This window comes from Arenibacter nanhaiticus (assembly GCF_900141935.1).
Lineage (GTDB): Bacteria > Bacteroidota > Bacteroidia > Flavobacteriales > Flavobacteriaceae > Arenibacter > Arenibacter nanhaiticus.
This window is the reverse complement of the sequence record NZ_FQYX01000023.1, coordinates 46854-59505: the sequence shown is the minus strand read 5'-3', so window position 1 is coordinate 59505 and position 12652 is coordinate 46854. Positions and strand designations below refer to the sequence as shown.

The 12652-nt window shown below is 40.5% G+C and carries 9 protein-coding genes and 1 other RNA gene; 4 read left to right on the top strand and 6 right to left on the bottom strand.

All coding sequences use genetic code 11. The features are described from left to right. Positions 1-257: 257 nt before the first annotated feature. Both BUA16_RS13310 and ssrA read right to left on the bottom strand, forming a co-directional pair. Positions 258-1496 carry a site-specific integrase gene (locus BUA16_RS13310; RefSeq protein WP_072765249.1) on the bottom strand — a complete coding sequence of 413 codons (1239 nt, stop codon included), beginning with the start codon at positions 1494-1496 and terminating at the stop codon, positions 258-260. A gap of 235 nt (positions 1497-1731) precedes the next feature. Next, positions 1732-2129, bottom strand: a transfer-messenger RNA (tmRNA) gene (ssrA, locus tag BUA16_RS13305). Between the two features lie 278 nt (positions 2130-2407). Between ssrA and BUA16_RS13300 the strand changes: the two genes are divergently transcribed. Then, the gene (locus BUA16_RS13300) at positions 2408-3637 is read left to right on the top strand and encodes an NAD(P)-dependent oxidoreductase (RefSeq protein WP_072765248.1); all 1230 of its coding nucleotides are present in this window, start codon (positions 2408-2410) and stop codon (positions 3635-3637) included. Between the two features lie 264 nt (positions 3638-3901). On the opposite strand, the gene BUA16_RS13295 is transcribed toward BUA16_RS13300, so the two are convergent. From BUA16_RS13295 to kdsA, 3 genes are all read right to left on the bottom strand, one after another. Further along, entirely contained in the window at positions 3902-5515 is a 1614-nt protein-coding gene (locus BUA16_RS13295) for a sulfatase family protein (protein ID WP_084668503.1), read from the bottom strand. Positions 5516-5668: 153 nt separating this feature from the next. Next, positions 5669-7606 (bottom strand): TlpA disulfide reductase family protein, encoded by a 1938-nt coding sequence (locus tag BUA16_RS13290; protein ID WP_072765247.1) that lies wholly within the window; start codon positions 7604-7606, stop codon positions 5669-5671. A gap of 229 nt (positions 7607-7835) precedes the next feature. Further along, positions 7836-8654: a 3-deoxy-8-phosphooctulonate synthase gene (kdsA, locus tag BUA16_RS13285; RefSeq protein ID WP_072765246.1), complete on the bottom strand. Its 819-nt coding sequence runs from the start codon at positions 8652-8654 to the stop codon at positions 7836-7838. A 188-nt stretch (positions 8655-8842) separates the two neighbouring features. Between kdsA and BUA16_RS13280 the strand changes: the two genes are divergently transcribed. Together BUA16_RS13280 and typA are read left to right on the top strand one after the other, a co-directional pair. Further along, entirely contained in the window at positions 8843-9328 is a 486-nt protein-coding gene (locus BUA16_RS13280) for a DinB family protein (protein ID WP_072765245.1), read from the top strand. A gap of 229 nt (positions 9329-9557) precedes the next feature. Then, positions 9558-11357 (top strand): translational GTPase TypA, encoded by a 1800-nt coding sequence (typA, locus tag BUA16_RS13275; RefSeq protein ID WP_072765244.1) that lies wholly within the window; start codon positions 9558-9560, stop codon positions 11355-11357. 61 nt (positions 11358-11418) lie between these two features. Here typA and ppgK read toward each other — a convergent pair whose 3' ends face one another. Continuing rightward, on the bottom strand, positions 11419-12153 hold the full coding sequence (gene ppgK / locus BUA16_RS13270; protein ID WP_072765243.1) for a polyphosphate--glucose phosphotransferase: 735 nt from the start codon (positions 12151-12153) through the stop codon (positions 11419-11421). A 282-nt stretch (positions 12154-12435) separates the two neighbouring features. Here ppgK and BUA16_RS13265 point away from each other — a divergent pair, with 282 nt between their 5' ends. Beyond that, positions 12436-12645 (top strand): hypothetical protein, encoded by a 210-nt coding sequence (locus BUA16_RS13265; protein WP_143150511.1) that lies wholly within the window; start codon positions 12436-12438, stop codon positions 12643-12645. The last annotated feature ends 7 nt before the right edge of the window (positions 12646-12652 follow it).

Below are 12652 nucleotides of genomic sequence, written 5' to 3'. Positions count from 1 at the left end.
CTTCCAGAATGATCCATTAAGAAACTAGGATTGAAACGCCCAAATAGGGGTTTTTCCTTTTTTGCAAAATTGATTCCAGACCATTCCATTAAGAAACTAGGATTGAAACAGCGACTCTAAAGAAGAATTGCACGGCCTGTTCATAATTCCAGACCATTCCATTAAGAAACTAGGATTGAAGCTATAATGATATGAGAAAATGGTACACAATTTCGGAACTTTCAGGGTAATCCATCAAAAACCAAGCTTGCAATTTTTCACTCCCCCTTTTTTTTAGCCGCCATCTCTGCCAGTTTCTCCTTTAATATCGCCATATCTTCCTCTACTTTGGAATCGATTATTTTGGCGTAATGCTGGGTAGTGCGCAGATTTTTATGGCCTAGCATCTTTCCTACGGTTTCAATGGGTACGCCATTGGTTAGGGTAACGGTAGTGGCAAAGGTATGCCGGGCTAAATGGGTGGTCAGATTCTTTTTGATATCACAGCGATCGGCAATTTCTTTGAGGTAGGCGTTTGACTTTTGATTGCTCAGCACCGGAATGACACAATTCTTGTGGATTACTTTGGGATGATCCTTGTATTTTTCGATGATGGCCAATGCCGTGGGCAATAGGGGAATGGTGAAATTAGTATCTGTTTTAGAGCGTTTAGATTTTATGTAGTAGCTACCATTTTTATTCTGATAAATTTCATCGGGGGTTAAGGTCTGAACATCTACATAGGCCAATCCTGTATAGCAGCAGAGGACAAACATATCCCGGACAACTCCTAAGCGCTCTCCTTCGATCTCCTTGTCTTTTAAACGCTGTAGCTCCTCCTTGCTAAGAAACTCTCGCTCGACCGTCTTAAATTTTACCTTGTAATTGTAAAACGGGTCTTTGGAGATCCATTCGTTGGCAACGGCCATGCGAATTATCTTTTTAAAGTTGTTGACGTATTTAAGGGCCGAATTATGATTGCAATCCTTGGTGACTTTTAAGAAGTACTCCAATCCTTTTATGAATTTTAGATTGACATCCCTTAGGGGAATATCCGTCCTGCCATATTCGGACTTGATAAATTCTGCGACATGGTTTCGGCTAGTATGGTATCGTTTGTAGGTGCCCAGGGCAAATTCGATCCCGACCAGTTTTTTCATCTGCTGATTGTGTTCGTCAAAAAGCTGCACCAACATTTTTGGTTTTGCATCCTTCCCTAAATATTTGTCCTTGATGTCGCTAGAAGTAAAAGGCTTGTTCTCGTCAACAAGTCGAGCATGGATCTTATTTATTTTGTTTCGAATAGCGTCCAAATACGAATTTAATTCATTCGCTTCTAGGTTGTTTCCTTCCATTTTTCCGGACCGAGGACTCCATTTTTCAGGGTCAACCTTGCGTGAAATACTTAGTTCGCTTCTTTGTCCATTTACCGTGAAACGCAAGTATATCGGGACTTTCACGTCTTTTTGGAAGTGTTTTCCTTTCAAGTAAAATAGCTGTGAAAAAGAATGCCCCATTATTTATGTCTTTAAATACCTAAATAAAGATACAAAAAAGAAAAGAAAAAAAATCACAAACCTCGTAAAATCAATGGTTTACAAGCCATTCGGTGAGTGTTTTTGAAGATTTAAAACACTCACCGAATAAGTCACTTTTTAGGTGGTATTATATGATATTTGATGATATTGTATAAAACAAAAAACCCTGTAAACTAGGGGTTTACAGGGTTTTTGTGTTAATTTGATAGTCAACAAGTGGAGCCGGAGGGATTCGAACCCTCGTCCAAACAAGCAATTACAAGGCTTTCTACATGCTTAGTTTCTGCTTGATTTTCGAAACACACCTGACCAGAAACGGCCTAATGCATCCTTATCTTTTTCAGTTTTCGTGATGTTGGCAAAGAAACAACATCCTTATGTCGACTTTTCTGGTGCTTCTGATTGGGTCGCCGTCAACAAGGGCATCCCAGAAACATCTCGCTTCCCTACCTTGTAGGGACGAGGCTAATCTTACTATGATTCAGATTAAGCGGCAAGAGCGTAGTTATTTTCGCCAATTAAAAAGTGTGGAAAATGAGATTTACGAGCTGTAGCCCAGCGCTCGGCATGCTTACATTCCAATTGATCTCGCTGTCAAAACCAGTCGGCCCCTTCAATAAGTTAGGAAATCCAGGATTTCACTACTCAGTGATTTTTTTCAAAGATCTAATACCATTATACGTGGTAAAGGCGTTTGTTGTAAAGGTAGTAAGGTTTTTTTTAATCCCTTCCTTTCCCATTGCGATCGAGCAACGAATACGCCGCACTATCCTCAAACGCGACAGCAAAGGTAATGCAAAAAGTATTCCAAAAAAAGTTTTGCGTGTCTTCTTGCCAAATGTTACATTTACAACGATACCACTAAACAAAGTTATAAAAATACATTAAATATGAAGTTCGGAATCATCAGAGAACGAAAAAATCCACCAGACAGACGGGTAGTGTTGCGTCCGGAAGCATGTAAACAACTGTTGGAAACCTATGCAAGGGCACAAGTAATTGTAGAACCTTCGCCAATAAGGGTTTATAAGGATGCCGAATATGAAGAAAAAGGGATAAAGGTTGCCTCGGAAATGGATAGCTGCGATGTGCTTATCGGGGTCAAGGAAGTACCTATAACCGATTTGATTCCAAATAAACAATATTTCTTTTTCTCCCATACCATTAAAAAGCAGTCTTATAACCGCGAATTGTTAAAGGCTGTCTTGGACAAGAACATAGAGCTGTACGATCATGAAGTGATCACCAATACCAAGGGACAACGATTGGTCGCTTTTGGCAGGTATGCCGGTATTGTGGGGGCTTATAACGGATTTAGAGCCTACGGGCTGAAATTTAACCTATTTCAACTACCCAAGGCAGAAACCCTAAAAGATCAGTATGCCCTGATAAACGAACTTAACAATATAGCACTTCCTACCATAAAAATCTTGTTGACCGGTACTGGCAGGGTAGGGAACGGCGCCAAGGAAATGTTGGATGCCATGGATATCCGCGAAGTAAGCGTGGATGAATATTTGACAGCTCATTTTGATTACCCGGTATACTGTCAGATTGATCCCTTGGATTACAATAAACGCAAGGACAAGAAGCAAGGAGATATGGCCCATTTTTTAAATCAGCCCGAAGCCTACGAATCGGATTTTCTTCGTTTTGCCAAGGTGACCGATTTTTATATAGCGGGCCATTTTTATGGCGATGGGGCGCCTTATTTATTTACTAGGGACGATGCCAAGGCGGCAGATTTTAACATAAAGGTTGTTGCCGATGTCAGTTGCGATATTGACGGACCTGTAGCTACGACCATCAGGCCTAGTACCATTGCCGATCCTATTTATGGCTATGATCCGTTGTCGGAATCGGAGACAGATTTTATGGACCCCAAAGCCATAGCGGTGATGGCGGTAGACAACTTACCCTGTGAATTGCCACGGGATGCTAGTACCGGTTTCGGGGAGGCTTTCTTAAAACATGTGATCCCGGCCTTTTTTGATGGCGATAAAAACGGTGTGTTACAAAGGGCAAGGATGACTAAAAACGGAAAACTGACCCCTCGATTTGCCTATTTACAGGACTATGTAGACGGAAAAGAAAAATATTTGCCACATCTGGAAAGCTAGGAAAGGACGACGGATATAGAACAATTGTAGTGTGTCGCTAACCGCAAATACTAGGTAGAAATGAAAGTTTTTTTGCGTTAGGGATCGCAGCGGCATCCCCGCAGCATAGCAAGGGATATAGCGGAGAGCCCGACCGACGAAGGAGGGAACGCCCCAATTAGAGCGCTACAATTTATCTTACTAAAAATCTTAAGGGGTTATAAAAAAGAAGGCTGTCTAAAATGACAGCCTTCTTGCTTATGGTGCTATGTGGTTGGATCGGTTTTATTCCTTGATCCACCCTTTTTCCTTATACAGGTTGATATACCCGTTGCTCAAGGAATCTGAATCTTTATATTTTATCCGTACCGCCTTCATTTTTTCCTGCATTTCTGAAAGTACGTCTGCGTATGCCGGGTCGTTGATGACATTGTTCAATTCTTGCGGATCTTTTAGTCGATCGTACAATTCCCATTTGTCCACATCGTAATAAAAATGGATCAATTTATATTCTTTGGTTGCAATACCGTAATGACGTTTTACCGCGTGTTCTGCCGGATATTCATAGTAATGGTAGTACACGGCATCGCGATCCCATTGCTCTTTTTCTCCCTTTAAAAGAGGGACCAAACTTTCTCCTTGCATATCTTCGGGAGCTGTAGCCCCGGCAATTTCTAGAAATGTTTGGGCAAAATCCAAGTTTTGAACCATTTCTTCTTCGGTAGTTCCGGGGGTGATAACATTAGGCCATTTGATCAATAAAGGGGTTTTAAAAGATTCCTCGTACATAAAACGCTTGTCGAACCAGCCGTGTTCCCCTAAGTAGAACCCTTGGTCAGAGGTGTATATTACCATGGTATTTTCGGCCAGGCCTTCCTGGTCCAAATAATCTAAAACGCGCCCCACATTTTCGTCAACGGCAGCAATGGTACCCAAGTAATCTTGCATATAGCGTTGGTATTTCCACAACATTAAGGTAGAATCGTTCATTTGTGGGTACCGTTGTTTAAAATCGTCGTTGATAGGTTGGTATACCTTGTCCCAGCTTGCCCTTTGTTCTGGGGTCATACGTGCTAAAGGATTGTAGTAGTTAAGGTCTTTGATTCCCAATTCGGCAAGTACCTCCGGATACACCTTGGTGTCGTATTGAAGTCCCATATGTTTTAGGATATTCATTTCTGCACTCCCAGCGATATCTTCCCTGCCCTTGTAATCTTCGAATAAGGTAGCCGGAACCGGGAAGGTCTTATCCGTAAATTCGGTGTAATGGCGTTTTGCCGGTAGCCAAGACCTATGTGGGGCCTTGTGTAAATACATCAGCATAAAAGGTTTTTCGGTATCCCTTCTGTTTTTAAACCAGTCTAGGGTAAGGTCCGTAATAATATCGGTTACGTAGCCTGTAATGGTGGTATCTCCTTTTTGGGTGATGAATTTAGGGTTGTAGTAATCTCCTTGTCCCGGTAAGATTTTAAACTCGTCAAATCCTTTTGGGTTGTTCCCAAAATGTAATTTCCCGAACATGGCCGTTTGGTAGCCCGCTTTTTGAAGGATTTGTGGGAAGGTAATATTGGTAGTATCAAAGGGTGAGAGGTTGTCTATCTTTCCGTTAATATGACTGTGCTTCCCGGTAAGGATCACAGCACGTGAAGGGGCACAAATAGAATTGGTGACACTGGCATTGGTAAATAGCATTCCTTCCTTGGCAATCCTATCTATATTAGGGGTCTGAATTAGCTTATCATCATACGCACTGATGGCCTGATAGGCATGATCGTCTGACATGATAAAAATAATATTGGGCTTTTTCTTCCCAATTTCCTTTTTGTGGTTTGATTTACAGGCGGTAAATAGTAGGGAGATACACCCTAATAGGACCATAGAATTTCGGATAGTTTTCATACTACTTTTCTTTAATTTTATCTTACCAAATATAGACAATAAGAAAAATGAATTACAAGGAAACTAGCAGGGGGTATTAAAAAAAACAAATCCTAATTGCTTTGTTGTGAAAGGCAATTAGGATTTTGAATTTTTTCAGGGCTATACCTAAGGTTAACTTTTTAAGACCTCCACTAGCAGTTCTAGTTCTTGCAGCAGTTTGGCATTATTGCCATTGTACCCCACGGATTTGTACCTTATTTTTCCATTGGGACCAATAATAATTTTGGTAGGGATACCGCTGATATCGTAGTTTTTTGAGGTGATAAAGGTTCTACTTCCCTCGGCATCGGGCTGGTCGATAAGTACGTTAAAAGTGTAGTTGTTGTCTTTTATAAACTTGTCTGCCTTGTCCTTTCTTTGGTCAAAGGAGCCATTTTCCATGGTATTCACAAACAAAAAGACGACGTCCGAATTGTCTTTAAAGGTATCTACTGCTTGTTGCATTCCCGGGAAGGAAGCCTTACAGGGACCGCACCAAATGGCCCAAAAATCTAAGATGACTGTTTTTCCTTTCAGAGACGCCAAGGATACTTCTTTGCCGTCCAAATTTTGTAAACTAAAATTATACGCCTCTTCGCTGACCAAGTTGGCTTTTATTTCGGATAGGGTAGTGGCTCTTGCAGCAGCTTTCAAGTTAGTAAGAAGCGTTGCAAAGTTGGCCTTAGCGGCCTGGTCTTCCTTGTTGATGTGCATATAGGATTTCTGTAGAGCTTCTTTTGTTTTTTCCGTGGCCGCGTTATTTTTTATAAATTCGCTGGCCTTCTGCACCACAGTGCTGTACTGTTCGTCAGCCATAAGGAAATCGATATACCGCTCGTTTACATCGGCACTTTTGCCTTTGTCTATAGCTTTTGTTTGGTAGGCTATGGCCTCTTTTACCTTGCCCTGTTTAAATAGGATTAGGGCATAGGTGTCGGCATACATCTTATAATTGGCCTCTAAAGATTTTTTATACTGGTTTTTGCTGAAGTAAAAAGGTTTCTTTTCCAAATGGTGTAAATTTTCGGAAACCATATCCAGCGATCTTTTGGAGAGTTTTTCAGCAAAATCGAGCTTTTCCCCTTTTTCGGCCAATTTCCAGGCAACATTATTGAGGGTGCCCACAGCCTTGGAAGGATCGTTTAAATCGTTGAAATAGGCCAAAGCGGTCTTGTAGTCCTGTGCTTTTAAGGCTTCTTGCGCCATACCGATCATCATATAATCGCGTTCACTGGTTTCTTTGCCAAAAGAAGCTTCATAGGCCTTTAATATATCCTTTTTCTCGTCTAACTCCTTGGTTTTATAAAATGCCGCATAGGCTTCTTGTTTTGCCAAAGTACCCTTGGGAAATTTAGAAGCCACTACAGATGTTAGTGAGTCTTGGGTTGGCTTGTCCTTATTTAAGCGGTGTAAACCTACTAAGGAATTGTATTCTTTTTCGGAAGGGGTGGGTATACTGTTGTAATGGGCAATTCGGGCCTCCATATATTTTTCTGCCTTCTCCTTGTTGTGCGGCTCCAAGTACCTGATATAGGTTAGCTCCCATTCCTTGTTTAGCTCGGGATATAGCTCAAGATCTTTTTGTATTAAAGTCAAGGCCGAATCTTTTGTTACGGTGGCAATGCCGTGAGCTTTTGCTCTCTGTAAATAGAACAGTCCCATACTAGCCCCACTGCCGACCACCCTTTGTTGGTCTTCCGTATATAATGGCAAAACATAGCCCGCTTCCTTATTATCATCTATTTTTTGATCGTTCTTAAAGAGAAAAGTCAAGGCCGTGGCCGAATCTGGAATATGGATGGTGGCTTCCAAATTGCTTGTGTTGTCTTTAAAGTGAATGTCTTTTGGGTACGATTTATCCTGTACCATATAGTAAAATAACGCTTCTATATCGGCTATTTTGGTGTCGGAATTATACTTTATTCGCAGGGAATCTCCGGGTTTGGGATTGCCATTGGAAAGTTGCAGTAGCCCCATCGTTTTAAAGGTGTCAGCCTTGGAAGTATTGTTTTTGCAGGCGATAAGGCACATGGCTAAACCTACTGCTAAAACGGAAGCTGTTTTTTTCATAATAGTATAGAATATTGATTATTAGTCTTCTAAATATATGAAAAAATATGTAAGTTAAATACTACTGATATGCATTTATGATAAGCAGTCTTGTTTTTGGGGCCAAAAAGGGAAGCAGGAATTAATATTTTACTGCAAAGGAGTGTGCTATTTATGAAAAAATGCCATACAAAGAGTGCATGGCATTTTTTAATGTATTAAAGAAAACGCTTTAACGATTAATTGTAAATTATAAACTATTTACAGTTTTACGTATGGCTACTAGGTTGGTCAATAATTTTTCCAAATAATCTAAGTGAAGCATATTAGCACCGTCACTTTTGGCATTTGCCGGATCAAAATGGGTTTCTATAAAAATTCCGTCTGCTCCTGTTGCTATTCCTGCACGGGCAATAGTTTCTATCATCTCTGGTCTTCCTCCCGTAACTCCAGAAGACTGGTTAGGTTGCTGAAGGGAATGAGTAACATCTAGGACAACAGGGGCATATTGTTTCATGGTAGGGATACCTCTAAAGTCGACGATCATATCCTGATAGCCGAACATAGTACCTCTATCGGTAACCATGACTTGTTGGTTATTGGAATCGATTACTTTTTGTACCGCATGTTTCATGCTTTCGGGACTCATAAACTGTCCTTTTTTTAGGTTGACCACCTTTCCGGTCGAAGCGGCTGCAACGACCAGGTCCGTTTGTCTCACCAAAAATGCGGGAATCTGCAAAACGTCTACATATTCTGCTGCCTTATAAGCGTCGGCTATCTCATGGATATCGGTGACGGTAGGAACTTTAAACGTTTCTGAAACTTTTCTTAGGATCTTTAAGGCTTTTTCATCGCCAATCCCGGTAAAAGAATCTACACGGCTACGGTTAGCCTTCTTAAAACTTCCTTTAAATACATAAGGGATACCTAATTTATCGGTGATGCTAACGACTTTTTCGGCAATGCGCATGGCCATATCTTCGCCTTCGATGGCACAGGGGCCACAAAGTAAAAAAAAGTTATTGCTATCAGCGTGTTTTATTTGGGGTATAAGGTCTAGCTTCATTACTTGATATTTATCGTGCAAAGATAATGGTTTTACAAGAAGAATATAGTCTCCCTATAAATTATTAAGCCTGGGTAGGAAGACTGTTGGTTTTTATGACTTTACAACAAGATGTGAGTGCTGTAAATCAGTGTTTTATACGTTAAAATTTCGTACATTAAGGGGTAAATTTTTTAAAACAAAAAGTCATGGATATTCAAGCAATGTTAATACCCGAATTGGAGCATGAAGTAGCGCTCACCGAAAAGTTTTTAAAACGTATCCCCAAAGATAAATTAGATTGGCGTCCCCATCCTAGATCTATGTCCATAAAGCAGCTGGGAAGCCATTTGGCCGAAATACCAAGTTGGGTCACAGGCACCATGGTTCAGGACGAAATGAGCATGGACGAGTATAAGCCGCCCATTAACGAAAGTGTCCAAGAAATGGTCGACACCCTGAAAAAAAGTGCTGAAGAGGCCAAAAAATCGCTTCATGTAGCCAATACCGAATTCGACAAAAACTGGAAGATGCTCCAAGGAGGAAAAACTATTATGGAAATGCCTAAATATAGGGTTTTACGAGGGATGGTCCTGAATCAATTTCCACACCATAGAGCACAATTGGGGGTATATCTGCGCTTGTTGGGCGAATCGGTTCCTGCCACGTACGGACCTTCTGCAGATGAACAATAGTATTTTTGTTAAATAAACCTTAAGCTTTTAAATACCTGTTATACAGTATTTTATCTTTGTTGGTGAACAGTGGTTTTAGAGAGATACTGGCCGCTAAACCAGAATAAAGTGCCTTAAACATATTCAGTATCAAATAGATAAGAAAAATAAAGCTTTTCTAGTTGGCGTAAAAAAAATGAGTATCTTTGCGCCCGCGTTTAAGTTACTTAAGTGCAAATAAAAATCATTTATGGCAGCAACAAAAAATATAGCTATTATCGCCCACGTTGACCACGGTAAAACCACTTTGGTCGACAAAATTATGTACCATTGTCAGTTATTTAGAGAGAATCAAAACACAGGAGATTTAATCTTGGACAATAACGACCTAGAACGTGAAAGAGGTATTACCATTACTTCTAAAAACGTTTCCGTAATCTACAAGGACACAAAAATTAACATTATCGATACTCCTGGTCACGCCGATTTCGGTGGTGAAGTAGAGCGAGTATTGAACATGGCAGACGGCGTATTGTTATTGGTCGATGCTTTTGAAGGACCAATGCCGCAAACACGTTTTGTTTTGCAAAAAGCAATCGACCTTGGCCTAAAGCCTTGTGTGGTTGTGAATAAGGTTGATAAAGAAAACTGTACTCCAGAAGAAGTACACGAAAAAGTATTCGACCTAATGTTCGAATTGGGAGCCGAAGAATGGCAGTTAGATTTCCCAACCGTATACGGTTCCGCAAAGAACAATTGGATGAGTGATGATTGGAAAGTGCAAACCGAAAGCCTAGAGCCTTTATTGGATATGGTGATTGAGCATATTCCAACTTTTGAGGCTAAAGAAGGGAATACACAAATGTTGATTACTTCTTTGGATTATTCTTCTTTTACAGGAAGGATTGCTATTGGTAGACTTCAAAGAGGTGGCTTAAAAGAAGGACAACAGGTTTCTTTGGTAAAAAGAGATGGTTCTATCGTAAAATCTAAGATCAAGGAATTATATGTTTTTGAAGGTCTGGGACGATTAAAAGTTACGGAAGTCGCTGTTGGTGATATCTGTGCTATCGTTGGATTGGAAGGATTTGAAATTGGTGATACCGTTGCCGATATCGAAAATCCAGAGCAATTGAAAACGATTGCTATCGATGAGCCTACTATGAGTATGTTGTTTACCATTAACGATAGTCCTTTCTTTGGTAAGGATGGTAAATTTGTAACTTCTAGACATATCAATGACCGTTTAAAGCGTGAACTAGAGAAGAACTTGGCCCTTAGGGTTAACGAAACTGATAGTGCCGATAAGTTTTTAGTTTTTGGTCGTGGGGTATTGCACCTTTCGGTTTTAATAGAAACGATGCGTCGTGAAGGATATGAATTGCAAATTGGACAGCCACAGGTAATTATCAAGGAAATTGATGGTGTTAAATGTGAGCCAATTGAACATTTAACAATTGACCTTCCTGAAGAAGTTTCTGGTAGAGCTGTTGAAATGGTATCTATGAGAAAAGGAGAAATGACCACTATGGAAGCTAAAGGTGACCGTATGTTGTGTGAATTCTTGATTCCTTCTCGTGGGATTATCGGACTTAGAAACCAATTGTTGACCGCAACTGCAGGTGAAGCTATTATGGCTCACAGATTCTTGGAGTACCAACCGATGAAAGGTGATATTCCTCAAAGACAAAATGGTTCTTTGGTATCTATGGAAACAGGAAAAGCTATTCCTTACTCTATTGATAAATTACAGGATAGAGGTAAATTCTTTGTTGATCCGGGTGAGGATATTTACGAAGGACAGGTGATCGGTGAAAACTCTAGAGGAGACGATATGACCGTGAACATTACTAAAACGAAGAAACTTTCTAACGTACGTTCTTCAGGTGCTGATGATAAAGCGAAAATAGTTCCGGCTATTAAATTCTCTTTGGAAGAAGCTCTTGAATACATTCAGAAAGATGAATATGTAGAGGTTACGCCTAAGCATTTACGTCTAAGAAAGATTTACTTGACAGAAAATGAGCGTAAGCGTAATAAAATCGCTTAAGCATACTTATAAAAGTAAAAATCCCCAAACAGCAGTTTGGGGATTTTTTTTTTGGAGTAATTTATAGTTTGCATGCCGCGGCAGCACCAATGATACCGGCATTGTTTTGTAAGGTGGCCGGAATAACAGGGGTTTCGATAGTAATATATTCTTTAAACAAATCCCAGTCTTTAGAAGTGCCTCCTCCTAGGATAATTAAATCGGGAGACACAATTAGTTCTATGTATTCCAAAAACACATTAAAACGTTTGCCCCACTTTTTGTAGCTGAGGTTCTCCCTTTCTTTGGCAGAAGCGGCTGCCCACAATTCTATTTTATCGTATTTTTTGTACGGAATCTGTCCTAGTTCCATATTGGGAATTAGTTTGCCGTCCAAAAAGGCACCACTCCCCAAACCGGTTCCAATGGTAATCATGACTACAAAGCCATCTTTATCTTTTCCAACGCCAAATTTCATACTGGCATGGGTGGCAGCATCGGCATCGTTTACTACGGTTACCGGTAATCCGGTAGCTTCACTAAAGAGTTCGTCCACTTTTATGCCCTTCCATTTTTTGTGAAGATTTCCGGGAGTTTTGCAAACCCCGTTTTTTATGACCGTAGGAAAGCCACAACCGATAGGGCCTTTGTAGTTAAAGTGCGCTGCAATTTCCGCAACCACTTTTGCCATGGCCTTTGGTTTTCGCGATTTCGGAGTAGGTATTCTAAACCTTTCCGTAGTCATTTCACCTGTTTCCATATTAACCAAGGCTCCTTTAATACCCGATCCTCCAATATCAATTCCTAAAATTTCCATGTATAAGATTATAGTATTTGTAGACAAAGTAACAAAAAAAGATGTATTCTAAAATTAAACTCGGTTTTTAGCCCGGGAATTTATAAAGGTAATGGTCATTGTTTTGGGGAAGTTGTATTTTTTTACAGGTTTCCATAGTTTTTCTGCAAGCTGTTAGGTGTAATACTTTGGGCGTTCCCTCCTTTGTCGGGCGGGCCCTTGGCTGTATCCCTTGCGCTGCTGCGGGGATGCCGCCGCGGTCCCTAACGCAACCTATGTCATACGATACGCAAGAAAGCTGCTTTGGAAAGTTATATCGAATCTTTGGCAGATACCGGTGTAAAACAAAAATCCTTGACGGCAAAGGGAACAATAGTGCCCTCGTCAGCGCAAAAAGGAAATGTTATGGTAATCACAGCCTCCTATACCGATCAGGGAGAGAACAATGTAAAGCCATTAACGAGAACAGCCTGGGTAGTGTTAAACGGAAAAAAATCTGATTCTTCTAAATAAAATGTCA